The organism is Microbacterium sp. Y355, from assembly GCF_059445345.1.
The window spans coordinates 2,019,572-2,044,574 of sequence record NZ_JCAIUD010000001.1; the positions used below are offsets into that span (position 1 = coordinate 2,019,572).

The 25,003-nt window shown below is 65.2% G+C and carries 19 protein-coding genes and 1 tRNA gene; 7 read left to right on the forward strand and 13 right to left on the reverse strand.

All coding sequences use genetic code 11. The features are described 5' to 3' along the window. Positions 1 to 57 precede the first annotated feature (57 nt). Complete coding sequence (locus AC1C2O_RS09745; protein WP_495430236.1) at positions 58 to 1,404, reverse strand: ABC transporter substrate-binding protein; 1,347 nt, start codon at positions 1,402 to 1,404, stop codon at positions 58 to 60. A 224-nt stretch (positions 1,405 to 1,628) separates the two neighbouring features. Between AC1C2O_RS09745 and AC1C2O_RS09750 the strand changes: the two genes are divergently transcribed. Further along, positions 1,629 to 4,784, forward strand: coding sequence for a family 78 glycoside hydrolase catalytic domain (locus AC1C2O_RS09750; protein WP_495430237.1), 3,156 nt, complete (start codon positions 1,629 to 1,631; stop codon positions 4,782 to 4,784). Between the two features lie 9 nt (positions 4,785 to 4,793). On the opposite strand, the gene AC1C2O_RS09755 is transcribed toward AC1C2O_RS09750, so the two are convergent. After that, positions 4,794 to 5,801 (reverse strand): LacI family DNA-binding transcriptional regulator, encoded by a 1,008-nt coding sequence (locus tag AC1C2O_RS09755; RefSeq protein WP_495430238.1) that lies wholly within the window; start codon positions 5,799 to 5,801, stop codon positions 4,794 to 4,796. A 154-nt stretch (positions 5,802 to 5,955) separates the two neighbouring features. Here AC1C2O_RS09755 and rhaI point away from each other — a divergent pair, with 154 nt between their 5' ends. From rhaI to AC1C2O_RS09775, 4 genes are read left to right on the forward strand one after another with little or no spacing between them, the layout of a single operon-like run. Continuing rightward, on the forward strand, positions 5,956 to 7,122 hold the full coding sequence (rhaI, locus tag AC1C2O_RS09760) for an L-rhamnose isomerase (protein WP_495430239.1): 1,167 nt from the start codon (positions 5,956 to 5,958) through the stop codon (positions 7,120 to 7,122). Positions 7,123 to 7,126: 4 nt separating this feature from the next. Beyond that, positions 7,127 to 7,957, forward strand: a complete 831-nt coding sequence (locus tag AC1C2O_RS09765; protein WP_495430240.1) for an alpha/beta hydrolase — start codon at positions 7,127 to 7,129, stop codon at positions 7,955 to 7,957. 14 nt (positions 7,958 to 7,971) lie between these two features. Next, positions 7,972 to 10,008, forward strand: a complete 2,037-nt coding sequence (locus tag AC1C2O_RS09770; RefSeq protein WP_495430241.1) for a bifunctional aldolase/short-chain dehydrogenase — start codon at positions 7,972 to 7,974, stop codon at positions 10,006 to 10,008. Beyond that, complete coding sequence (locus AC1C2O_RS09775) at positions 10,005 to 11,420, forward strand: rhamnulokinase (RefSeq protein ID WP_495430242.1); 1,416 nt, start codon at positions 10,005 to 10,007, stop codon at positions 11,418 to 11,420. The genes AC1C2O_RS09770 and AC1C2O_RS09775 overlap by 4 nt, the downstream gene beginning before the upstream one ends. A 258-nt stretch (positions 11,421 to 11,678) precedes the next feature. Here the strand turns inward: AC1C2O_RS09775 and rhaS are convergent, their stop codons facing one another. The 4 genes from rhaS to AC1C2O_RS09795 are packed head-to-tail and all read right to left on the reverse strand — an operon-like array spanning position 11,679 to position 16,381. Next, on the reverse strand, positions 11,679 to 12,728 hold the full coding sequence (rhaS, locus tag AC1C2O_RS09780; RefSeq protein WP_495430243.1) for a rhamnose ABC transporter substrate-binding protein: 1,050 nt from the start codon (positions 12,726 to 12,728) through the stop codon (positions 11,679 to 11,681). A 55-nt stretch (positions 12,729 to 12,783) separates the two neighbouring features. Beyond that, positions 12,784 to 13,836, reverse strand: a complete 1,053-nt coding sequence (locus AC1C2O_RS09785) for an ABC transporter permease (protein WP_495430244.1) — start codon at positions 13,834 to 13,836, stop codon at positions 12,784 to 12,786. Continuing rightward, complete coding sequence (locus AC1C2O_RS09790; RefSeq protein WP_495430245.1) at positions 13,833 to 14,855, reverse strand: ABC transporter permease; 1,023 nt, start codon at positions 14,853 to 14,855, stop codon at positions 13,833 to 13,835. The genes AC1C2O_RS09785 and AC1C2O_RS09790 overlap by 4 nt, the downstream gene beginning before the upstream one ends. Beyond that, positions 14,852 to 16,381, reverse strand: coding sequence for a sugar ABC transporter ATP-binding protein (locus AC1C2O_RS09795; RefSeq protein ID WP_495430246.1), 1,530 nt, complete (start codon positions 16,379 to 16,381; stop codon positions 14,852 to 14,854). The genes AC1C2O_RS09790 and AC1C2O_RS09795 overlap by 4 nt, the downstream gene beginning before the upstream one ends. Before the next feature lie 156 nt (positions 16,382 to 16,537). On the opposite strand from AC1C2O_RS09795, the gene AC1C2O_RS09800 reads away from it, so the two are divergent. Further along, positions 16,538 to 17,545 (forward strand): LacI family DNA-binding transcriptional regulator, encoded by a 1,008-nt coding sequence (locus AC1C2O_RS09800; protein WP_495430247.1) that lies wholly within the window; start codon positions 16,538 to 16,540, stop codon positions 17,543 to 17,545. Between the two features lie 224 nt (positions 17,546 to 17,769). On the opposite strand, the gene AC1C2O_RS09805 is transcribed toward AC1C2O_RS09800, so the two are convergent. From AC1C2O_RS09805 to serS, 4 genes are all read right to left on the reverse strand, one after another. Continuing rightward, positions 17,770 to 18,993, reverse strand: coding sequence for an LCP family protein (locus AC1C2O_RS09805; protein WP_495430248.1), 1,224 nt, complete (start codon positions 18,991 to 18,993; stop codon positions 17,770 to 17,772). Between the two features lie 47 nt (positions 18,994 to 19,040). Then, positions 19,041 to 19,125 (reverse strand) — tRNA-Ser (locus tag AC1C2O_RS09810). Between the two features lie 44 nt (positions 19,126 to 19,169). Next, entirely contained in the window at positions 19,170 to 20,000 is an 831-nt protein-coding gene (locus AC1C2O_RS09815) for an HAD family hydrolase (RefSeq protein ID WP_495430249.1), read from the reverse strand. Next, positions 19,997 to 21,316: a serine--tRNA ligase gene (gene serS, locus AC1C2O_RS09820; protein ID WP_495430250.1), complete on the reverse strand. Its 1,320-nt coding sequence runs from the start codon at positions 21,314 to 21,316 to the stop codon at positions 19,997 to 19,999. The genes AC1C2O_RS09815 and serS overlap by 4 nt, the downstream gene beginning before the upstream one ends. A 58-nt stretch (positions 21,317 to 21,374) precedes the next feature. Here serS and AC1C2O_RS09825 point away from each other — a divergent pair, with 58 nt between their 5' ends. Beyond that, positions 21,375 to 22,373: a diacylglycerol/lipid kinase family protein gene (locus AC1C2O_RS09825; protein WP_495430251.1), complete on the forward strand. Its 999-nt coding sequence runs from the start codon at positions 21,375 to 21,377 to the stop codon at positions 22,371 to 22,373. Positions 22,374 to 22,378: 5 nt separating this feature from the next. On the opposite strand, the gene AC1C2O_RS09830 is transcribed toward AC1C2O_RS09825, so the two are convergent. The 3 genes from AC1C2O_RS09830 to AC1C2O_RS09840 all read right to left on the reverse strand — a co-directional run bounded on the left by AC1C2O_RS09830 (position 22,379) and on the right by AC1C2O_RS09840 (position 24,917). After that, positions 22,379 to 23,125 carry a hypothetical protein gene (locus AC1C2O_RS09830; RefSeq protein WP_495430252.1) on the reverse strand — a complete coding sequence of 249 codons (747 nt, stop codon included), beginning with the start codon at positions 23,123 to 23,125 and terminating at the stop codon, positions 22,379 to 22,381. Between the two features lie 73 nt (positions 23,126 to 23,198). Next, positions 23,199 to 24,659 carry a cardiolipin synthase gene (cls, locus tag AC1C2O_RS09835; RefSeq protein ID WP_495430253.1) on the reverse strand — a complete coding sequence of 487 codons (1,461 nt, stop codon included), beginning with the start codon at positions 24,657 to 24,659 and terminating at the stop codon, positions 23,199 to 23,201. A gap of 84 nt (positions 24,660 to 24,743) precedes the next feature. Beyond that, positions 24,744 to 24,917 (reverse strand): hypothetical protein, encoded by a 174-nt coding sequence (locus AC1C2O_RS09840; protein WP_495430254.1) that lies wholly within the window; start codon positions 24,915 to 24,917, stop codon positions 24,744 to 24,746. Between the last annotated feature and the right edge of the window lie 86 nt (positions 24,918 to 25,003).

Genomic DNA, 25,003 nt, shown 5'->3' on the forward strand with positions numbered 1-25,003 from the left:
GATCTCCGATGATCGGGATCCAGGGCGGAGCGCGGGCGCCCCACCCTGAATTTCGGGCTACTTGCTCTGCTTCTCGATGGCGTCGTTGACGGTCTGCTCAGCCTCGCCGAAAGCCTCTTCGACGGACTTCCCGTTCAGCAGAACTTCCTGCGTCGCCTTCTTTGTCGCCTCGGTCAGCGTCGAGGAAGAGGAGCCGGGCATCTGAGTGAGGAGCACTGCAGTGCGTGCGGACTCGCCGAAGATCTCGATGTTGGCGGGCGGCGGGGTGCCGTCCTTCCAGATGCCGTTGTCGATGCCGTCATCGGTGGGAGGGATAACCCCGCCGACTTCCTGCGCGACCTTCATGCCGGCGTCGGTGTCATAGAACCAGCTCAGGAATGCCCACGCGGCATCCTGGCTCTTGCTGGTCTGAGCAATGGAGAGTCCGTAGGAGCCGCCGCCCGCCGTCGAATTGCCGTCGATGGTGGGCAGAACCTGAACGTCCCAGTTGTCGTCCGGCATCGTCTGCTTGAGGCCAGGTGCGGCACCGCGCGACGCGATTGCCATGGCGACGTTGCCCGAGTCGAACTTGAGCGTCGGGTCATCGGTTGTCGTCGTGTACTCGCCGGATGCCGTTCCATAAGCGCTCAGGAGCAACTCCCATGCCTTCAGCGCTTCGGGCTGTCCGATGCTGGACTTGTTGGTCTCCGGGTCGTACACGCTTCCGCCAAACGCCTCGATGACGGGGCCGAAAACGATCTGTTCAGACCCATCCCGGAGCGGAGCAGCGAGACCGGTGACGGTTCCACCACTGTTCGCTCGGATTTCCTCGGCGACCCGATACATGTCGTCCCAGGTCCAATCGGCCTCAGGATATTCGGTGACGCCGGCCTTCTCGAAGGCGGTCTTGTTGTAGTAAAGACCCACAGAGTCGGCGCTCACGGGGAGCCCGGTGATCTGTTCGGGGTTGTCGATGGGGCGGTACTGGCCGACGAACTGCGGGAGGAACGAATCCGCATCGAGGTCGCCGAGCTTGCCGTCCTTCAGCCCCTGCGTCATGTCGAGCGTGACGTTGTTCGTCGCCAGCGTGTCTGCGAGGAAGTCCACGTTGAAGAAGACGTCAGGCACCTCGCCACTCAGCCGCGCCGTTGCCAACCCCTGTGCGTACTCTGCGGCATCGTCGGTGGTGCTGCGCACCTCGACCTTGCGCTCGGGGAACGCCTCCATGTACGCGTCGGCGTACTCCTGGAACTGGGGCTCGAGCCCGGTGATGGTGTTGAGGATGATCGAGCTGCCCTCGACTTCACCGGCCTCGCCACCGCCGGTAGCGGCACCGCCCCCGCATGCGGCGAGCGCGGGAAGCAGTGCTGCTCCCGCGAGTACCGCAGCTGCGCGAAGTGTCTTTTTCGCTGTGGTTGACCTCATTGTCAGCTTTCCTTTCATTGGTTATGGCTTAGGGGTTTCAATGAGCGTGCGGCAATGAAAATCTCGCGCACTCGGAAATTGAAACCTTTCAGGCTATGATTGGCGAGTTCCAGATCCTTGTCAAGCCATGGTCTGATTTGGGTCGGATACCGTGAGGATACGCCGCCAGCGCACGGGAGTGATTTTCGTGCAGGAACCCCTGTCCGCCAGGCGAAGGAGCCGCAGTGCACAGTCCGACACCGACCTCCCTGCGTGTGGATGGTCGCCATGCCTCCCGCGCCGGTGACCGCTTCGTCACACTCGCCTCTGAACGACGTCCCCGCCTGTCCTGGGTGGTTCCTCTCGTTCGCGACCGGCAGCACCAGACTGCGTTCAGAGTGCGCCTGTGTCTGGCTCCGTTCGACCCGCGCGACGACGACACACCGGTCCTGTTCGACAGCGGCGAGGTCCGCGATGCTGCCGGGTTCGTGGAACTCGGCGTTGCACTCGACCCGAATATCCTGTGCCACTGGACCGTGCGTGTTCGCGATGAGACCGGTGCCTGGTCTGCGTGGACCGAGCCAGCACGCTGCGAGACTGGCCCGTGGCAGCTCGACGACTGGGCAGCCGATTGGGTCGCGCATCCGCCGCTGATGACACTGCGTCGAACATTCACGCTCGATGCCCCGGTGACCCGCGCCCGCCTCCACCTGACCGCGCAGGGCCTCGTGCGGGCAGCGGTAAACACTGTCCCTGTCAATGCGGATGCCTCCGATCCTTCACGCACCGACCGCGAGAGGGCGCTGTATCGGACCTACGATGTAACCGATCTGGTGAGCGTCGGCGACAACGTCATCGACTTCGCGATGGGGCTGGGCGAGTGGGAAAGAACCGGAGAAGACCCGCACCTTCTCGCAGAACTCGTCGCCGTCACGGAGGACGGCACCGCCGTCCGCGTCGGCACCGGAAGCGACCTGCTCGCCGCGGCGAGCGAGGTCACCCATGACGAGCCGTTCTACCTCGAACGCCACCGATGCGCCGAGGATGCGCAGGCGTTCGGTCCTGCGGCCGCTCTGCGCGTGCTCACGACGGATGCCTTCCCGTTTCCTCCGAGCGAGGTCGCGCCCGACCCCTCACCGCCGCTGCACAGCGTCGCGGAGCATCCGGTGACAGAGCTCGCTCGCGCAGCGAACGTGCGCGTCTTTGACGTTGGAGAGAACATCGCCGGTCGCACGCGCGTGCACGTTGCCTCCCCTGTCCCCATCGGCACCATCGTGAGGGTCGTTCACGGTGAGCATCTCGACGAGGACGGCCGCCTCGACACCACCAACCTCACGATGCCGACGGATGCGGGGCGCGTGCGCCAAGTCGTCGAGTACGCCGTGGATGTCACGCCTTCGGTGCTCGAGCCGTGGTTCGCCTTTCACGGCTTCCGCTACGTGGAAATCCTCGGACTCCCCGTGGACGCCGAGATCTCCGTCGAGGCATGGAGCGTGCACAGCCACGTCGACGAGATCAGCGATCTCACCACTGACGATCTCGAGGTGAACGCGCTCACACGGGCGGCGCGGCGAACACTGCGCAACAACCTGCATGGCATTCCCGAGGACTGCCCCACCCGCGAACAGGCGGGATGGACCGGCGACACCGCCTCCGCCGCAGAGTTCTCTTTCTCGGCGTTCGACATGCAGTCCTTCTTCACCAAGTGGCTCGCCGACCTGCGGACGAGCCAGCAGCAGGACGGCAGCATCCCGGCGATCTCCCCCGATCTGCGCCTGCCGCGGATCAGCCCGGATCCGGTCTGGGGCGCCGCGCTCCCGCGGGTTCTGTTCGGCCACTGGCTGCACTACGGCGACGCGCGCGTGCTCCGCGAGACGCTCCCCGCCGTGCGGCGCTGGGCGGACTATCTGTTGACACTGCGCAACGAGGACGGCATCATCGGCGACGCCGCAATCAGCTATGGCTCCGACTGGCTCGCACTGGTGCAGACTCCGCCGGAGTTGCACCACACCGGCGCCGTCATCGACTGCCTTGAGTCGCTGGCGACACTCGAGGAGGACTTCGGTGATCCGGGCGCGGCCGCCGCGCGCCGCACGCAGGCTGATGGTCTCCGCCGCGCCATGATCGACACGTTTTACGATGCCGACCGCGACGTATTCGGCAACGGCACCCAGGGAGCCGACTCGATCGCGATCGAGTCCGGCGCCGTCGTCGAGTCCGATGCGGAACGCGCGGCCGGACGCATCGCCTGGGACATCCACGATCGCGGAGGCAGATTCTCCAGCGGATTTGCGACTACGCGCACGGTGGTGCGCGCTCTGGCGGGCACCGGACACTCTCAGACGATCTTCGACGCGCTGCATCAGCCCGAGGAGCCGGGGATCGGAGCGATGCTCGACCACGGACCGGGGACATTCTGGGAATGCTGGTGGATCGATCCGACCAATACCGGCACCGGATCGCTCGACCACATCGGACTCGGCGGCCCGATCGCGGGGTGGGCGTGGCAATCGCTCGCGGGTGTTCGCCCGACCGGCCCGGCATGGTCACGGTTCGAGGTCGCCCCGCAGTTCGTCGACGGCGTCGATGTGCTGTCCCTCGACACCCACACTGTGCGCGGCACGGTCGAGCTTCGCTATCGCATCGAAGGGACGTCCGCCCTGGTCGAGCTCACTGTTCCGGTCGGTGCTGAGGCGACCCTGCGGCTGCCGGGGTGCACGGAGGAGGTGCTCGGGGCCGGCTGGCACACACGCACGGTCGCTGTGCTTCGCGCTCCGCGCGGCGAGCGGCCGGAACACGCGGCCCTGCATCCGCCGTTCCGTCCGGCGCCCTCTCCCGATGTCTTGGGCGAACACGATTGGCTGACGCACGCGATCGATCAAGACGCGGTCGCTGTCTTAGACAACAACGTCGCGGTCGTGAGCATCCTCGACGGTCTGCAGTGCATGCCCGTGCCGCATGAGCAGCCGTCTGGACGCGTCCTCCTCGTGCAGGGTACGCAGCCCACGCCGCCGGGAGTCGTTGGTCAAGGCAGCGCCCTGCTCGCGCGGCTCCCTGTGCCGGATGCTGCGGACGAACGCGCGGATACCACTTTCGTTTACGCCACGTTCGATCTCTGCCTTCCGAACCCCGCACGGGATTTCGAATCCGTCATCCGCGTCCGCGGTGCCGACGGCAGCGTCGCCGAGAGCACTCACCGGATCTGGCCGGCGGGGTGGAATCGCGTCACCGTCGACGTATCGCAACTCGCAGCGCAAACATCACTCGAGTCCGTCGAGGTCGGCGTCCGCGTGCGTGCTCAGAAAGAGACCGCCTACTCGACCGTGTCCACGCAGATGGATGCGCCACTCGCCTTCCACCTCGGCGAGGTGGGTTGCAGCACCACGCGTCCGACGTGGTGAGTGGCGCCGTCAGCCTGTGCTGGCGCGCACCACGAGCTCAGGCGGGAGCAGCGAGTGCACGTGCACGTGGGTGTCTGCGTTCGCCGCATGGTCCAGGACCAGGCGCACTGCCTCATTTGCGAGCGCTTCCTTCGGCTGACGCACCGTGGTCAACGGAACGATCGCGGAGGCCGCGTAGTCGATGTCGTCGTATCCGACGATGGCGATATCACGCGGGATCTGGATGCCATCGGCGATCACGAGCGACTGCATCATTCCGAGCGCCAGCAGATCGTTCGCGGCGAACACCGCATCCGGGCGGGTGTCGGCAGGCATAGCGGCGATCTGATCGCCGATGGCGCGCCCGTTGGCGATCGTCTGATCAATCGTGTTGAGGTGAGTCAGAGTGGCATCCCCGAACTCGGCGACTGCACGTTGGGCTCCGTCCCACCGGTCCTCGACCTGATGCAGCGGCCCACCGAGGAAGGTGATCCGGCGACGCCCGGTCTCGAGGAGATGGCGTGTCGCGAGATAGCCGCCGGCCGAGCCATCGAGCGCTACGGAGCAGAAGTCTCCGTCACCGGAGGCGTGAATATCGAAAAGAACCACCGGCATTCCTCGGCGAATCAGGCGAGCGATTCGCTCGGTCGGACCATCCAGGGGTGCGATGATCATGCCCTGAACGCGCTGTTCCTCGAAGAGATCAATGTAGCGATCCTCACGATCGCCGAGTTGATCGCTGCTACCGAAGATCACCGTGTGCCCTCGGACTTCGGCAGCGGCCTCGCACGCGTGAGACAGGTCGCCGAAGAACGGGTTGGCGACGTTGAGGACGATCATGCCCAGCGTCGTGCCGCCGCCCATCTTGAGCTGTCGGGCGAGATCGTTGCGGACGAAGCCGAGCTCGTCCATCGTCGCGAACACGCGTTCGCGCGTGTCTTTGGAGACGAGGTCGGGCTTGTTGAGAACATTGGACACCGTCCCCACTGACACACGCGCCTGTGCGGCCACCTCACGTATTCCCACCGGACCGGCCATGCTGTCTCCTCCACCTGCTCGCGCGATGCGCTGACACCATCATAGGTACGCACCTTCTCGCAGATTGACGCCTCCCGTATGAGCGGCTAATATTCCGAGAAGGCAGGGATTGAATCGATTCAGTTTCGCCGGAGCACGCACAAGGAGAGCACCCATGACGACGACGTTCGACTCCATCACCCCCGATCTCGAGAAGCAGGGCATCGAACTCCCGAGCTGGGCCTTCGGCAACTCCGGCACCCGGTTCAAGGTGTTCGGCACTCCCGGCACCCCCCGCGACCCGTGGGAGAAGATCGCGGATGCCGCGCAGGTGCACAAGTACACCGCCCTCGCCCCGTCGGTCGCGCTGCACATCCCGTGGGATCTCGTCGACTCGTACGACGACCTCCGCAAGCATGCCGAAGACCTCGGCGTCGCCCTGGGCACGATCAACTCCAATACATTCCAGGACGACGAGTACAAGTTCGGCGCCCTCACCCACGAAGATGCCGCGGTCCGCACAAAGGCGATCGACCATCACCTCGCGTGCATCGACGTGATGGATGCCACTGGCAGCCGTGACCTGAAGATCTGGCTTGCCGAGGGGTCGAACTACCCGGGCCAGGCCGACCTCCGTGGCCGCCAGGACCGCCTGCAGGAGTCGCTGCAGAAGATCTACGCACGCCTCGGCGACGACCAGCGCCTGGTGCTCGAGTACAAGTTCTTCGAGCCCGCTTTTTACCACACCGATGTTCCGGACTGGGGTACTTCGTACGCTCAGGTGAGCGCGCTCGGCGACAAGGCGATGGTGTGCCTGGATACCGGCCACCACGCCCCCGGCACGAACATCGAGTTCATCGTTATGCAGCTGCTGCGCCTCGGCAAGCTTGGATCGTTCGACTTCAACTCGCGCTTCTACGCCGACGACGACCTCATCGTGGGTGCCGCCGACCCGTTCCAGCTCTTCCGCATCCTCTTCGAAGTCATCCGTGGCGGCGGCCTGAACAACCCCGACGTGGCCTTCATGCTCGACCAGTGCCACAACGTCGAGGACAAGATCCCCGGTCAGATCCGCTCGGTGCTGAATGTGCAAGAGATGACGGCGCGCGCGCTGCTCGTCGACAAGGATGCTCTCACCGCCGCCCAGAAGTCGGGCGACGTGCTCGCGGCGAACGCCGTGTTCATGGACGCCTTCTACACTGACGTGCGTCCGGCGCTGGCCGAATGGCGTGAGTCCCGCGGCCTCGCCGGCGACCCGATGGCAGCGTACGCGGCATCCGGCTACCAGGAGAAGATCGCGGCCGATCGCGTCGGCGGCGTCCAGGCCGGTTGGGGCGCGTAAGTCGATGACCACCGGCATCGAGGTCACCGAACGGATCCTGGACGGGCCACACGGCCCGCTCAGGGTGCGCGTGTACGCGCCAGCCACCCCGACGGGTCACGGACTCGTCTGGGTGCACGGCGGCGGATTCGCTGCTGGTGACCTCGACATGCCGGAGGCCGACTGGGTCAGCCGCGCCTTCGCCGACCGCGGCATCGTCGTGGTGAGCGTCGAGTACCGCCTCGCCCCAGCTGTGCACTATCCGGTGCCGCATGACGAGGTCGTCCACGCCTTCCGGTGGGCGACGGAATCCGGCCTCGCCGTCGGCCCGTGGGCGATCGGCGGAGCCAGTGCGGGCGGCAACCTTGCGGCCGGTGCGGCGCTGCGCCTCGCGCACGACGGCTGGTCCGTGCCCAGCCTGGCCGTGCTCGCCTATCCGACACTGCAAGCAGAGCAGGATGCCCCGGATGCGGCGCTGCGTTCACTGCTCAATGCGAACCCAGAGGCTGATCACTTCGGCCCGGCGGCCGTGCTCGGCATGTACGAGAACTACGTGGGCGGCCCGGTCTCGGAGGCGGATGTCTACGCGATCGCCGGCACAGCCTCAGCTGCCCAGCTCGCTGCATTCCCTACAACGATCATGATCAACGACGAGACAGACGAGCTCCGCGTCTCCGGTGAAGCCTTCGCGCGTTCGCTGGCGGATGCCGGAGTCGAGATCGACGTTTCGACAGAACCCGGCACGACTCACGGCCACCTCAACCGACCGGACGACCCTGCAGCCACGCTGTCCATTGACCGTTTTGCCACCCGCATCGTTCGCCTGCCCCTCGCTTCGCACACAGCTCTCGACTGACACAAGGAACTCTCATGACCAACCCCACCGCAGCCGCACTCATCGCGCGCAGCAACCGTCTCGGCGCAGACGCGAAGAACACGAACTATGCCGGCGGGAACACCTCGGCCAAGGGCATGGAGACCGACCCCGTGACGGGCCAGCCGGTCGAGCTGCTGTGGGTCAAGGGCTCCGGCGGCGACCTCGGCACGCTCAAGGAGCAGGGCCTGGCCGTGCTGCGCCTCGACCGCTTCCGCGCGCTCGTCGACGTCTACCCCGGCATCGACCGTGAGGATGAGATGGTCGCCGCGTTCGACTACTGCCTGCACGGCAAGGGCGGAGCTGCCCCCTCGATCGACACCGCCATGCACGGCCTGGTGGATGCTGCGCATGTCGACCACCTGCACCCCGACTCCGGCATCGCGATCGCCACCGCGGCCGGCGGTGAGGCGCTGACCTCCAAGATCTTCGGCGAGAAGGTCGTCTGGGTGCCGTGGCGCCGCCCCGGTTTCCAGCTCGGCCTCGACATCTCGGAGATCAAGAAGCAGAACCCGCAGGCGATCGGAACGATCCTCGGCGGCCACGGCATCACTGCGTGGGGCGACACCTCAGAAGAGGCAGAGGCGAACTCGCTGTGGATCATCGACACTGCCGAGGCATACATCGCTGCAAACGGTAAAGCGCAGCCGTTCGGCGGAGTGCGTGCCGGTTTCGAAGCGCTAGCCCCGGCCGAGCGCCGTGAGCGTGCGGCGGCCCTCGCCGGCACGATCCGCGGCATCGCCTCCACCGACAAGCCCATGGTCGGTCACTTCACCGAGTCCGACGAGGTGCTCGACTTCCTGGCTTCCGAGAACGCACCCGCGTTGGCCGCGCTCGGCACCAGCTGCCCTGACCACTTCCTGCGCACCAAGGTGAAGCCGCTCATCCTCGACCTGCCGGCCACGGCATCCATCTCGGACCAGCTTGCCCGCCTGAGCGAACTGCACGCCGAGTACCGCGCCGACTACCAGGCCTACTACGACGCGCACGCGACCGACGAGTCGCCCGCGATCCGCGGCGCCGATCCGCTGATCGTCCTGATCCCCGGCGTCGGCATGTTCTCGTATGGTGCCAACAAGCAGACCGCCCGCGTCGCCGGAGAGTTCTACGTCAACGCGATCAACGTCATGCGCGGCGCTGAATCGCTCTCCACCTACTCCCCCATCTCGGATGCCGAGAAGTTCAACATCGAGTACTGGGCGTTGGAAGAGGCGAAGCTCCAGCGGATGCCGAAGCCGAAGTCCCACCAGGGTCGCATCGCCTTCGTCACGGGAGCAGCCTCTGGCATCGGCAAGGCCATCGCCACCCGTCTCGCAGCCGAGGGCGCGTGCGTCGTCGTCGCCGACCTCGACCTCGAGAAGGCACAGGCCGCTGCCGCCGAGCTCGGAAACACGGATGTCGCGATCGGCGTTGCTGCCAACGTCGCGGATGCCGACGCCGTACAGGCCGCGCTCAACGACGCCGTCCTCGCCTTCGGTGGCGTTGACCTCGTCGTCAACAACGCCGGCCTCTCGCTCTCGAAGCCCCTGCTGGAGACCACCGAGAAGGACTGGGACCTTCAGCACGACGTCATGGCGAAGGGTTCTTTCCTCGTCTCCAAGGCCGCAGCGCGCGTGCTCATCGACCAGAAGCTCGGCGGCGACATCATCTACATCTCGTCGAAGAACTCGGTCTTCGCCGGCCCGAACAACATCGCGTACTCGGCCACGAAGGCAGACCAAGCGCACCAGGTGCGCCTGCTGGCCGTCGAACTCGGTGAGCACGGCATCCGCGTCAACGGCATCAACCCCGACGGTGTCGTCCGCGGGTCTGGCATCTTCGCCTCGGGCTGGGGCGCGAACCGCGCCGCAACCTACGGTGTTGCCGAAGAGGACCTCGGCCAGTACTACGCGAACCGCACGATCCTCAAGCGTGAGGTCGTTCCGGAGAACGTCGCGGATGCTGTGTTCGTGTTGACCGGACCAGAGCTGACCCGCACGACGGGCCTGCACATCCCGGTCGACTCCGGCGTCGCGGCCGCGTTCCTGCGATGAGCAGCACACGCCCGCGCGCCGTCGCAGCCGTCGACCTCGGTGCGACCAGCGGGCGGGTGATGATCGGGCGCGTCGGCACGGGAACCCTCGATCTGGAGCTCGTCACACGCTTCCCGAACGGGCCCGTCCAGCGCGAAGACGGCCTGCACTGGGACTTCGACGCGCTCTACGAAAACATCGTCGACGGGCTCGCCGAGGCGGTGCGCCGCGAACCCGAGATCGAGAGCATCGGCATCGACTCCTGGGCAGTCGACTACGGCCTGCTGCAGGATGGAAAGCTGCTCGCCCAACCGTTCCACTACCGCGACTCACGCTCTGAGCGGGGCGTCGCCGAGGTGCACGAGATCGCGCCGTTCGAGGAGCTCTACGCCCGCAACGGTCTGCAGTTCCTGCCGTTCAACACGCTGTACCAATACCGAGTCGACGACCGGTTGGCGGATGCTGACGCAGCTCTTCTCATCCCCGATCTCGTCGCATTCCTCCTCACCGGTGCGCGCGTCGCAGAGCGCACAAATGCGTCCACGACCGGACTCCTCGGCGTCCGTTCCGGCGAGTGGGATCTGGAATTGGCTGAGCGCCTGGGCATATCGACCGAGGTGCTCCCGACGCTCGTCGATCCCGGCACGACGCTCGGGATGCTGCGCCCCGAGCTGGCGGAGCGCATCGGCAAGGAGCTTCCGGTGATCGCGGTCGGATCGCATGACACGGCATCCGCCATCGTCGCGGTCCCGCTCTCGTCACCGAACGCGGCGTACATCTCATGCGGAACGTGGGGACTGGTCGGCGTGGAGCTGACCGAGCCCGTCCTGACGGATGCCGCGCGCGAGGCCAACTTCACCCACGAGCTCGGTGTCGACGGACGCTACCGGTTCCTGCACAACGTCACCGGGCTTTGGCTTCTGAGCGAGACCGTGCGCACGTGGGAGGCAGAGGACGGGTCGTCGATCGACCTGCCAGAACTCCTGGCCGCGGCATCCGCTGTCGCCGTGGAGGTCGAGCTGTTCAACGCGAACGATCCTTCGCTAAGCGCGCCCGGCGACATGCCCGCCCGGATCGCCGCGGTGCTGCGTGCGCAGGGTTCCCCGATTCCCGAGGATCGGGCTACGTTCGCGCGCACGATCGTGGAGTCGATCGCCGCCGCCTTCGCCGCGGCCGTGCAGACCGCGGCTGATCTGTCTGGGCGCGAGCTCGACAGCATCCATCTCGTCGGTGGCGGCTCCCTCAATCGTCTGCTCTGCCAGGCCACAGCCGATCGTTCAGGCCTTCCTGTGCTGGCAGGCCCCGTCGAGGCGACCGCGCTGGGCAACGTGCTCGTCCAGGCCCGCGCACTGGACGGTACTCCTGCGTCACTCGAGGACCTGCGCGCGCTCGTAGCCCGCACCCACCCGCCGCAGCGCTTCGACCCGCGCTGAGCCGCATCTGGTCGGGTCCGGCGACCAGCGCCAGTGCAGGGGCCGGGTGTCGGGTGTCGGGTGTCGCAGAATGCCGCCAAACACCTACGGAGACGACAACCAGTGACACCTCCCACACCCGGCGCGGCGGCCGGGTGTCGCAGATTGCCGCTGCACCCGCATCGAGACGACAACCAGTGACACCTCCCACATCGGGGCGCCCCCCCACGGAGCAGGACGCCCCTGCCGCGCAAGCAGCAGAGGCGTCCCAATCTCGACTCAGAAGTCGAAGTCGCCGATGTTGTCCGCGTTGAACTCGTACGGGTCACCCAGCAGCACGACGCCGTCGGCGCCGACCGTGTACTCGCCGAGGTCGCCCGCCTCGAAGGTGTCACCCTCAGCACCGGTGATGTCACCCTCGATGAGAGCGGCCGCAGCGAAGGCCGACAGGTAGCCGAGCTCCTCCGGGTTCCACAGCGCGAACGCGGTGACGGTGCCGTCCTCGACGTACTCGCGCATCTGGTTCGGCGTGCCGAGACCGGTCAGAGCAACCGTGCCTTTGTAGTCCGAGGTGGACAGGTACCGTGCCGCAGCTGCGATGCCAACCGTCGTGGGCGAGATGATGCCCTTCAGGTCGGGGTGCGTCTGCAGCAGAGCCGCCGTCTTGTCGAAGGAGGTCTGGTCATCATCGTCGCCGTAGACCGTCTCGACGAGCGTGATGTCGGGGTAGTCGCTGGCGAGGTACGCCTCCATCAGCTCGATCCAGGCGTTCTGGTTCGTCGCGTTCGCCGAAGCGGACAGCACTGCGATCTCGCCTGCGCCGCCGATCTGGTCGGCGATGAGGTCGACCTGGACCTTTGCGATGCCCTCGGCATCGGCCTGGTTGATGAACAGGTCGCGGCACTCGGGGTTGGTGTCGGAGTCGAAGGTCACGACCTTGATCCCGGCATCCCGTGCCTCGTTCAACGCATCGCAGATCGCCTGCGGGTCGTTGGCCGAGACGACCAGAGCGCCGACACCTTGCTGCGTGGCGGTGTTGATGTAGCTGACCTGTGCATCGGGTGTGGCCTCCGCCGGACCCACCTCGGCGAAGGTGCCGCCGAGCTCTTCGACTGCGGCCTTGCCGCCCTTGCTGGAGGTGTCGAAGTACGGGTTGCCGAGGTTCTTCGGCAGGAACGTGATCGAGAGGTTGTCAGAGCCGCCCTCTGACCCACCACCGGTATCGCCACCGCCGGTTCCGCCGCTCGTATCGGCACAGCCGGTCAGAGCCAGCGCCGCGGCGACGGCGACGGCCGCGAACGCAGTGACGCGCTTACGTGCAAACTTCATTGTTCTTCCTTTCGTTGGGACTGCCACAGACGGATGCCGGCGGCGAGAAGTACCCTCAGCTGGTCGAGGGGACGGCGAGACGAGGCGGAGGCCCCGCCTTGGCACGTGATCGTTGCGCCCAGGCGAGAAGACTGGCGGCAACCACGGAGGCGACGAGCAGGCCACCGGTGATGATGTTGATGACATCAGAGGTGACGTTCGCGAGGCGCAGCGAACTTCCGAGCACGCCGATCAGCAAAACCGCGGCCACGACGCCGTGCAGCTGACCGCGTCCGCCGAACACCGACACCCCGCCAAGGACGACAGCGGCGATGACCTGGAGCTCCAGTCCTGTGGCGTTGTCGCCGCGCGCGCTACCGAAGCGGAGGGTGAAGAAGATTCCCGCAAACGCGGAGACAACACCGGCGAGCACGAACAGGATGAACTTCGTGCGCTCGACATGCACGCCGGAGAACCGGGCAGCATCCTTCGACAGGCCGATTGCGAAGATCCCTCGACCGAACGGCGTGAAGTGCAGCAGCACGACGAAGATCACCAGCAGAATCAAGAATGGAATGACGATGTACGGGATCGTGGTCCCGGCGATCTTCGCCTTGGCCAGCGCCGTCCACTGCTCCGGGAAGTCGGTGACGGCCGTGGTGCCGAGCAGGCCGACGGCGAGTCCGCGGAACAGCGCCAGTGTGCCGATCGTGACGGCCAGGGATGGCAGCCCGACCACGGTGACGAGGAATCCGTTGATCGCGCCGCCGATCACACCGACGGTGAGGGCAGCGAGGGCAGCGACTTCGAAAGGCGCACCAGCGTGCGTGAGCACACCGGTCACGACGCTCGCCAGGCCCACCATGCTGCCCACGGAAAGGTCGATCTCGCCGGTCACCATGATCAGCGCCATCGGCAACGCGATAAGCAGAATCGGCGCGACGTCGAGCAGCAGATAGTTCACGGTGATCGGCTGCGCGAACCCCTTCACTGTGACCGATGCGACGACGACCACAAGGATGAGAAGCGCGATGATCGCGACCTCGCGAGTGAGCAGGAGTCGACGCCACAGCGGGCGGCCGTGGTCCTGGATGACGCGAATCGTGGAGGTGGTGGATGTCGTGGTCATGATTCGTCCCTCGCCTCGATGAGCCGCCGTTTCTGCCGGACGGCGAGCACTCGGTCCAGCACGATGGCGCCGATGATGAGCACTCCGACAACAGCCCGCTGCCAGAAGTCCTGGATGCCGAGGATGGGCAGCGCCCTGTTGATGGTCATCAGCAGCATGGCGCCGATTGCGGCGCCCCAGACCGAGCCAACGCCTCCGGTGATCGCGATGCCGCCGATGACGGCTGCACCCACGGCATCCAGCTCCCATCCGGCGCCGGCCTGCGAACTGACCGAACCGTAGCGGGCCGCGTAGAACACCCCGGCGAGCCCCGCGAGGGCTCCAGACAGCGCGAAGGCGGACAGCAGACGACGTGTGACTTTGAGCCCGTACAGCTCTGCCGCAGCAGGATCCGAACCGATCGCGTAGTACTCGCGACCGCCCCGGGTGTTGCGCATGTACCAGGCAGCAGCGGCCAGCACGATCAACGCGATGATCGCGAGCACCGGGATGCCGACCAGCTGCGCAGTACCGAGCGCGAGGAAGTCCTTGGGCATGTCAGAGGCGTTGACCCGACTACTACCGGCCCAGAGGACGTTAATGCCGCGATAGGCGTACAGCGTGCCCAGAGTGATCACCATCGCAGGAACCTTCGCGAAGGCGACCAGCGCGCCGTTGATCAGCCCGAGCAGCCCGCCGAAGATGACGGCAGCGAGCACGACGAGGATGATGGGGATGCCGGGAATATCGATGAAGAGCCGGCCCGTGAGATACGCGGTCAGGCCCATCACCGACCCGACCGAAAGGTCGACGTTGCGAGTGATGATGACGATCGCCTGGCCGACCGCGACCAGCACGAGAATCGACGGCGTGAGCAGCAGGTCGCGCCATCCGTCCGAGCTGAACAGGAAGTTGGGATTCTTCACGGTCGCGGCGATGACGACAATGGCGAGGGCGATAAGGATGCCGAACTCCCGCGCTCGGCCAACGCCGCCCAGCGTCTTGCCGAGCCCAGTGCGCGAGATCGAGGTTGTGGTCACGAGTGAAGCTCCGTTGCGTGTGTCGCGGCGAACATGACGTTTTCACTGGTCGCCTCGGCGCGGTCGATCTCGGCGGTGATTCGGCCTTCACGCATGACGAGCACCCGGTCGGCCATCCCCAGCACCTCGGGGAGTTCGGAGGAGATCATGAGGATGCCCATGCCCTCACCCGCGAGCTGCGAGAGCAGGCGGTGCACCTCGGCTTTGGTGCCAACGTCGATGCCGCGTGTCGGTTCATCGATGATGAGCACGCGCGGATTCGTCGCCAACCATTTCGCGAGAACCACCTTCTGCTGATTTCCGCCGGAGAGGGTCGAGGCGATCGTGTCGAGTGCGTGGGTCTTGACTTCAAGACGGCTCGCCCACTCCTTCGCGGCGCGGTTCTCAATACCCGTGGTGATCAGACCGAACTTCGCAAGTTGACCGCGGATCGCCATGGTGATGTTGCTACCCACACCGGATTCGATCACCAACCCCTGCTTGCGACGGTCCTCGGGGACGAGAGCGAGGCCGGCGCGCATGGCATCGGTCGGGCTTCGTCGCGGCACCGTCGCACCCAGCATCCGCACCTCGCCCTCCCGATACGCGTCGACGCCAAACACGGCGCGGGCGACCTCGCTGCGCCCGGCGCCGACGAGCCCGGCGAGGGCGACGATCTCACCGGCTCGTACGGTGAACGAGATGTCGTGGAAGACGCCAGGGCTCGTGAGAGCGGCGACCTCGAGCAACGGCTCACCGATCGGCACAATCTGCTTGGGGAAGAGCTCGGTGACATCCCGGCCGACCATCTGCCGCACCAGCTCATCCACGGTGGTCTCGACGATCGGCGTCGTGCTGATGTATGCGCCGTCGCGCATCACCGTGACGGTGTCACAGAGCGCGAATACCTCATCGAAGCGGTGCGAGATGAACAGCACCGCGCGGCCTTCATCGCGCAGGCTTCGTGCAACAGCGAAGAGCCGCTCGACCTCCACGCCGCTGAGGGCAGCCGTCGGCTCGTCCATGACGAGAACGCTGGCATCGAGAGAGATCGCCTTGGCGATCTCGATGATCTGCTGATCGGCGATCGACAGCCCGTCGGTGATCCGGTCGGGGTCAAGCGTCACTCCCAGTCGCTGGAAGATCTGCTCGACCTCCTGGCGCATCGCCTTGCGGTCGATGCGCCCGAGGCCGTTTGTCGGCTGACGTCCCATGAAGATGTTCTCGGTGACGGAGAGATCAGGGAACAGCGTCGGCTCCTGGTAGATAACCGCGATCCCGGCTGCCTTGGATTGTGCCGTGCTGGAGAAGTCGACCGGCTCACCGTGCAGGCGGAAGTCCCCCGAGTCACGCCGATACAACCCCGCCATGATCTTCACGAGGGTCGACTTCCCCGCGCCGTTCTCACCGATGAGCGCGTGGATCGACCGCGAGTGCAATGTCAGGCTGCCTGAGCGCAGCGCCACAACCGGGCCGAAGGACTTCACGACGCGATGCAGTTCCAGCGCCACGCTCGGCGAGCTGTGCTTGTCGTCTTCGACGGCCACTGGCGCGTCCTCTCCCTTGAGGTAGATCGTTTTGATCTGAAGATGAATCTACATGAATCGATTCAGGTAGGTTTCAAGCTAGTGTATGAAAGAACGCCAGGAGGTCAACACCCTGGTAACCGAATCGTGATCCGATCGACGAAGAGAGGTGAGGTCGTGCCTGCGAGCATCCGCGATGTCGCCCAGCGCGCCGGCGTCTCCGTCGGCACCGTCTCCAACGTTCTCAACCGACCAGAAGAGGTCTCGGCAGATTCGGTTCAGCGCGTCACCCTGGCGATCGAAGAGCTTGGCTATGTGCGAAACGATGCGGCCCGGAAACTGCGAGCCGGCACCAGCACGACGGTCGGCTTCGTCGTACTCGACGGCCAGAACCCGTTCTACAACGACGTCGTCCGCGGCGCGGAAGACGAGGCCACCGCCCACGGGATCGCGATCCTTTACGGAAACACCGATGAGAACCCTTCCCGAGAGAAGGTCTACCTCGATCTGTTTCAGGAGCAGCAGGTGCGCGGCCTTCTGATCGCCCCCTACGGCGACGTGATGACGCAGCTGCGTCGCTTCCGCTCCAGTGGCATCGCCACGGTCCTCGTCGATCGTTTCAGCGGCGACGGGAACTTCTCCTCGGTCTCGGTCGACAGCGTCGCCGGTGGGCGGCTTGCCGTGGAACATCTCATCGAAGTAGGGCGCCGCCGAGTCGCGTTCGTGGGCGGGCCCTTCGACATCCGACAGGTGAACGACCGTCTCGCTGGCGCGAGGGCCGCTGCCGAGAACGCCTCCGTGCGAGTCGACCTGGAGGTCATCGCCACATCGGCCATGACCGTCGAGGAGGGTGTCGCCGCCGGCGCCCGCATCCTCGCGCGGCCCCGTCGCGAATGGCCGGATGCACTCTTCGCGGCCAACGATCTGCTCGCGCTCGGGTTGCTGCAGTCGCTTGTCTCCGGCGGTCAGCTCTTGGTGCCAGACGAGATCGCAATTATCGGGTTCGACGACATCCCGTTCGCCGCGGCCGCCGCAGTGCCGCTGTCGTCGATCCGCCAGCCCAGTCGGATGATCGGCCGTACGGCCCTGCGAATCGTGTTGGAAGAGGCGGACGACCCAGACAGCATCCCTCGCCAGACGGTGTTCCCGCCCGAGCTGGTCATCCGTCGTTCCACGACCGGCTGAGCCGTCGTAGCGAACGTTGCCGTTGAGCAGGTCTCCTGGGCCCGCACCCACGCCCCACCCGACCAGGTGTCACAGATTGCCGCCAAACGCGCGCGGAGGCGACAACCAGCGACACCTCCCGCGTCCGGCATCCGGACCCGGTGTCACAGATTGCCGCTAAACAAGCGCGGAGCCGACAACCAGCGACACCTCGCGCCGCGGCAGCTCAGACCGGCTGAGTCGTCCTAGCGAACGTTTCCGTTGGAGCAGGTCTCCTGAGCAGCGGAGTTCCCCTTGATGCTGTCGGGAAGAGCGATGACACTCGGATCTGGAGTCGCCGTCTCATCGACCGGAACCTCGGTCTCCTCGATGATGACGCCCTCGTTGTCGGTGTTCACGTGCGTGACCTGCAGCTGCTGGTTTGCGTTGATCGCATCCCACATCGCCTGCGCCGATTCTGTGTCGGCGACCACCTTGTTCGCGTCGAACGAGTCCTCGAAGGTCGGGTACTGCAGGAAAACGATGTCCTCGAACGGCACGTCCTTGAGCGCGAGCGCGACCTGCACGATCGTCATCGGATTCGTCAGCGTTGTGCTCGCTTCGAGGTTGCTCAGCGCAGTGTTCGCCAGGCGGAGCATGGTGGGGACGTTTCCGAGCACCTCGCCGCTGATGAGTTTGCGGGCCAGGCTCGACATGTACTGCTGCTGGTTGCCGATGCGCCCCAGGTCGCTGCCGTCGCCGACACCGTGACGGGTCCGCAGGAACTGCAGAGCTTCCAGGCCGGAGACAGTGTGGATGCCCGCTTCCATGTCGAGACCGGTGTGGTAGTCCTTGATCGGGCTGGCCAGGCACACATCGACGCCGCCGATCGAGTTGGTGATCTCGATCACGCCGCCGAAGGTGACGGATGCCGCGAACTCGATGTCCTGCCCGGTAATCTGCGAGACCGTCTTCGCGACGCAGTTCAGGCCGCCATACGTGTAGGCACTGTTGAGCGGCTGCTTGCTCATCGCCGAGGTCTCGCTGCCGTCCTCACGCGTGCACGATGGGATCGGAAGCATGAGGTCACGCGGGAAACTCACCGCTGTGACACGTCGCGGTTCCTCTGAGACGTGCATCAGAATGTTCACATCGTTGAGGTTGCCCTCAGAATCCGCACCGGAACAGCGGTCGCCGAACAACTCCGCGTATGCCTCTTCGCAGGTGTCGGTGCCGACCAGCAGCAGATCGAATCCACCCTCGTATTCGCTGATGTTCGGCGGGGCTGATTCCTGGCCGTCAAGCTCGACTGCGTTCGCGCTGACGGTGTTGCTGAGATCAGTGACGACGAACGCCGCAACGCCGAACCCACTGACCAGAACGACCGCGAGGCCGATGCCGATGATCTTCAGGAGCTGACTGATCGGGCCCGGAGACCGCAACTGCCCATGGCGCGCCACGGTCTTGCGGCGACGGATCTTTTCGCTCACTCGATACCTTTCACTCTGACTGCGGGGGTACCGCAGTCAGTTCTCTGCGGAGGGCGTGGGATTCGAACCCACGAGACATTTCTGCCCACTGGTTTTCAAGACCAGCTCCATCGGCCGCTCGGACAGCCCTCCATCAACAGACGAATCTGTCGATCAGTGGTCGAGTCTAACCGGTTTCATTCTCCCGGTTCGACCTGAGCGGGCGCTGGACGAACCAACAGAGTGTCCAGCGCGAGCGCGAGACCACCCTCTGCCACGTCTGCGGTGACCTCGCCAGCAGCATCCTTGACTTCATCGGGCGCCTGTCCCATCGCCACCGCACGACCGCCGATACTGAGCGACCAGCCGAACATGCCGATGTCGTTGCGCCCGTCGCCGGCGACGAAGACCTGCCCGCCGTTGATACCGAGTTCTGCATGAACCCGCGCGAGAGCGGTGCCCTTGTCGACACCCTGCGGTGCGATGTCCAGCCAGGCCGTCCAACCGATCGCATACGAAACCTCGTTAAGCCCGGCATCCGCCACCAGCTCGTGGAAGTCTTCCTCATCATGGCCGGGCGACACCACCACGACACGAGAAACCGGCTGAGCGCCCAGCTCCTCAAGGGTCACTTGCCTGCCCCCGTCAAGCGTCCAGTCATCGATCTCGCCGGTGAACAGCCGCTGACCGGACTCGAGCTCGACCATGTAGTGCGCTTCGGGCAGTCGGTCGGTGAGCAGCGTCAGCACAGTGCGCGGGTCGAAGACCTCGACATGCCAGCGCTCCCAGGCATCCGCGACACGGCGCATCGTGACGGCACCGTTTGAGCAGACGACGAACTCCGGAGTGATCTCGAGTGCATCCACCCAGCGCTCGGTGGCCATCCAACTGCGCCCCGTGGCGATCGTCACCACGTGGCCGGCATCCCGCACACGCGCGACTGCCTCCGGCACGCCAGGGCTCATGGTTTCGTCCTGCAGAATGATCGTGCCGTCGACGTCGAGGCCGACGAGCCAGGGAGCAGTCATTTCGATGCCTGACCCTTCGACGAATTGAGCGGCCGGGTAGTCGGCTCCATAACCGCAAGACCCCCCAGGTAGGGGCGCAGCACCTCAGGAACGATGACCGAGCCATCTGCCTGCTGATGCGTCTCGAGCAGAGCAACGATCCAGCGTGTGGTCGCGAGCGTGCCGTTCAGCGTGGCGACGTGCTGAGTCTTGGCCGGAGCCCCATCCACAGCATCCGGGCGGTGACGCACATCAAGCCGACGCGCCTGGAACGTGGTGCAGTTCGAGGTCGACGTCAATTCGCGGAACGCGCCCTGCGTCGGAACCCACGCCTCGATGTCGTACTTGCGAGCGGCGCTCGAGCCAAGGTCGCCTGCTGCGACGTCGATCACGCGGTACGAGAGGCCCAATGCAGTCAGCATCTCCTCCTGCAACGCGACCAGACGCAGGTGCTCAGCCTCCGCGTCCTCGGGGTTCGTGTAAACGAACATCTCCAGCTTGTTGAACTGGTGCACGCGGATGATGCCGCGGGTGTCCTTGCCGTACGACCCTGCCTCACGGCGATAGCAGGTCGACCATCCGGCGTAGCGCAGTGCGCCGCCTGTGAGGTCGACGATCTCGTCCTTGTGGTACCCGGCGAGCGCGACCTCACTGGTGCCGACGAGGTACAGATCGTCGTCTTTGTCGAGGTGGTAGACCTCATCGGCGTGCTCGCCGAGGAAGCCGGTGCCCTGCATGATCTCCGGACGCACCAGTGTCGGTGTGATCATCGGCACGAAGTCGTGCTGCAGCGCCTTGTCGAGCGCCAGATTCATCAGCGCGATCTCGAGGCGCGCGCCGATGCCGCGCAGGAAGTAGAACCGCGCCCCCGACACCTTCGCGCCACGCTCCATGTCGATCGCGCCGAGCATCTCACCGATCTCAAGATGGTCACGGGGCTCGAAATCGAAGGTCGGCGCCTCGCCCACACGGCGCAGTTCGACGAAGTTCTTCTCGCCGCCGGCCGGCACCCCATCGATCACGACGTTCTCGATGCGAGCAAGAGCGGATGCCGCGGCATCCGCTGCCTCGTTCGCCGCCTGCTGCGCCTGCTTGACACGCTCGGCGAGCTCTTTCACCTGAGCGACCAGAGCTGCCTTTTCGTCCTTAGGAGCCTTGGCGACCTGCTTGCCGAATGCGTTCTGCTCTGCCCGCAACTCTTCGAATGCGGTAAGCGCCACCCGGCGCGATCGGTCAGCCTCGATCGCGGCGTCGACGGTGCCTTCGTCATTGCCACGGGCCACCTGCGAGCGGCGGACGAGGTCAGGCTGGTCGCGGAGAAGAGCGAGGTCGATCATCCTCCAAGTCTAGATGGCGTGACACGCACGGGCGGATCCGGGCCGTAGAGTGATCGCCATGAGGAAGAGCACCTCGCGCCACCGCCAGGCGGCTCTCGTTTACAACCCCATCAAGGTCGACGAGAGGCATCTGCGCGGCCTCCTGCGCGACCTGTCGAAGGAAATGGGCTGGGAGCACCCCACCTTCTATCCGACGACGGTTGCGGATGCTGGGCAGTCGGTGACCCGAGAAGCACTCGAACACGGCGTCGATGTCGTGCTCGTCGCCGGTGGAGACGGCACCGTGCGCGCGGTTGCAGAGGCCATGGCAGGCACCGGTGTACCGCTGGCGATCGTGCCGAGCGGCACCGGGAACCTGCTTGCCCGCAACCTCGGACTTCCGCTGGTGGATCCGCGCGCAATGATCCGCGCGGCGTTGGGCGAATTCCGGCATCCGATCGATATCGGCTGGGCTGAACTCACCCGCGCAAACGGAGAGACGGGCGAGCACGCGTTCGTCGTCCTCGCCGGTATGGGGCTGGATGCCGACATGATCGCTAACACCCGACCGGACCTGAAGAGATCGGTCGGCTGGGTGGCCTACCTCGATGGTGCAGCGCGGTCCCTCCCGAACGCCAAGCCGTTCCGCATCGTTTATCAGCTCGACCAATCGCGGCTGCATTCCACAAAGGTGCACAGCGTGCTGTTCGCAAACTGCGGCACGCTGCCGGCCGGGATCTCGCTCATCCCGTCCGCATCCGTCATCGACGGCGACCTGGACATCGCGATCATCCAGCCGACCGGCCCCTTCGGCTGGATCGGTGTCTGGCGCAAAATCTGGTGGGACAACTCGGTACTGCGCAGGTTCCGCGCCGGGCGTCTGGTGCTCCAGCGTCGAGGGAAGGATGCGTCGGTGCGGTATCTACGCGGACGATCCATCGAGGCCGCCGCTGTCGAACCAGCACCCATCGAGCTCGACGGTGACGAATTCGGGATCGCCGTCCGCATCCGCTGCCGCGTCGACCCCGGCGCTCTCCTACTGGCGCTGCCCGCTGGCCACCCGGTCGACTCGCTCTGACCTGATCAACCCTCGATCACGGTGACCGTGGCGTCGAGGTTGTCACCGACGAGGGTCAGGATGAAGTCACCGTCGTCGTCGATATCGTCGCTGAATCCGAGCATCGTCGCCCGAGGCGCCATGTCCATGGTGCACACCCCGTCCTGAGTCTTGAACGTCACGGTCGCACCTCCCGGCTGTTCCTCGAGGTTCTCCACAATCGGAGCGCACGTGGACGACCCCCAAGTGAGCAACACGACACCCTCGTCGTCGAACCATCCGGCGCTCGGCAGGAAGTCGGACGATTCACCGGGGATACCGGCAAGGGCGGAGTTCCCTTCGAGATCGACATCATCTGTGACGTCGCCGACTGTGACGATGAACTCGACGTCCTTGGTCGGATCCACGCCCTCTGGAATTCCTCCGATGCTCGCGCGAGGGGCGAGATCGGCGGTGCAGGCCGTCTCCGCACCGTCTGCACTGGGCGCGTCGACGAGAGCGACGGTGACCGTCTGCCCGTTCGCGGTGACCTCGTCGACCACCGGAACGCACGTCGAGGATCCCCAGGTCACGATGGCGAACAGTCGCCCATCGTCGAGCCATGCCGCCTCGATGTCATCGTCAGCCACCGGCGTCGTGGACGACCCGGAATCATCCGGTGTCGCGGCGCTCGTCGGTGCCTGGGACCCAGGCGAAGAGGTGCAACCGACAACGAGCAGGGCGGCAGCGAGCACGGCCGACGCAGACAGAGCGAGACGCAGTGAGGAGGTCATGCGCTCAGGGTATCGCTAGAGAACTGTCAGCGGCAGAGATTTCTGCCGCTGATCGGGTCGCCGTCTTCGGTCGTTATTGCACTGCCGAGGTGAGGCGGGCGAGGTTGTCAAGCACCGTGGAGCGCAATGGCTGCTTCATCCATTCCTCCAGAGTGAGTTCGCGACTGAGCGAACGATACGTGTCTTCGATCTCGCGCATCTCCGCCACGAACTCCTCGCCGCGCACGAGCATCGAGATCTCGAGGTTGAGCCCGAACGAGCGCATATCCATGTTGCTCGAGCCGATCACCGCGACCTCGTCGTCGATCGTGAGGCTCTTGGTGTGCAGGATGTACGGCTTGCGGTACATCCAGATTCGCACCCCGGCGCGCAGTAGCGCCTCGTAGTAGCTGCGTTGCGCGTGGTAAACCATCGCCTGGTCGCCCTCTTCCGAGACGAACAGTTCCACCGAGACACCGCGGTCGCACGCCGCGCTGACGGCAATCAACAGCGCACCGTCAGGCACGAAGTACGGACTCACGATCATGATCTTCTCCCGTGCCGCATAGAGCAGCGCGAGGAAGAGTCGCAGATTGTTCTCGACCTCGAAGCCCGGCCCGGACGGGACGATCTGGCAGTCCAGATCTCCGCTTCCGGTCTGCGCGTGCGTGATGTCGATCTCGCTGAGCACCTCGTCTGTTTCGGCGTACCAATCGCTGAGGAATATGGCGTTGATGCTCAGCACGATCGGTCCATCGACGCGGGCCATGAGATCGACCCAGTGCAGTCCACGTTTGATGTTCTTGGGCAGGTTGTATGTCGAATCGGTGACGTTCTGCGATCCGAGATACCCCACAGTTCCGTCGACGACGAGCAGCTTGCGGTGATTGCGCAGATCCGGCCGCTGCATCCGACCCTTGAGCGGCTGCATAGGCAGCATCAGATGCCAGTGTGCACCCATCGCATCCAGTCGATTGATCGTCGTGCGATATCGCGGCTTCCAACGGTTGGCCCAGTGATCAAGAAGCACGCGGACCTCGACACCACGAGCGGCGACTTCTTCGAGTGCACGGAAGAAGTTGTCGGTCGCCTTGTCCGACTGCAGGATGTAGAACTCGACGTGCACGTATTCGTTTGCGGTGCGGATCGTTTCCGCCATCGCATCCAACGACTCCTGATAATCGCTGATCAGATGCGCGCCATTGTCGCCCGAGATCGGCAGTGCACCAAGGTTTTGATTCATCGTCACCAGAGAGGAGAACCACTCCGGTGCGTTCGGGCGCAGCGTTCCGAAGTGCAGTTGATCGCTGGTCTCAGCGATGTAGGCGTTGATTTGATCCTGCTTGCGGCGACGCGCTCGCGGCAGTCGTGGATTGCCGATGACCAGGAAGAGGATCACGCCCACGTAGGGAATGAAGAACACTGCGAGCAGCCAGGCCATCGCGGAGGTCGGGCGCCGGTTGCGCGGGATCACGATGATCGCCATCACACGGATGACGATATCGACAACGATAGCGATCGAAAGAACCCACCATGGCCATGACCATTCCCACATGCGCGTCACCCCCCGCAAACACTGAGCAGAACTCGCCGAACTCGGCGTCTGGCTTCAGAGTAGTCGGTCGCGCAGACAGCGCCGTCAGGCGCGGGGCGGGAGCCCGCGCGCGAGGCGCTCTTCAGCCTCGACCTGCGCGTGTGCTTTCCGCTCAGTGCGGTCGGAGCGAATGATGCTGCGCAGCACAAAGAAAAAGACGACGCTGACTCCGAGTGTCGGCAGAAGCGACCATGCCGCGGCGACCCAGAAGTTGTCCATGGTTCCATCGTACGCTGTCGTTCCTTTGAGAAAGTTGACTTGTTCTGCACCGATGGGGGTTAACACCCGAAGCTGTGAGTGCTCGT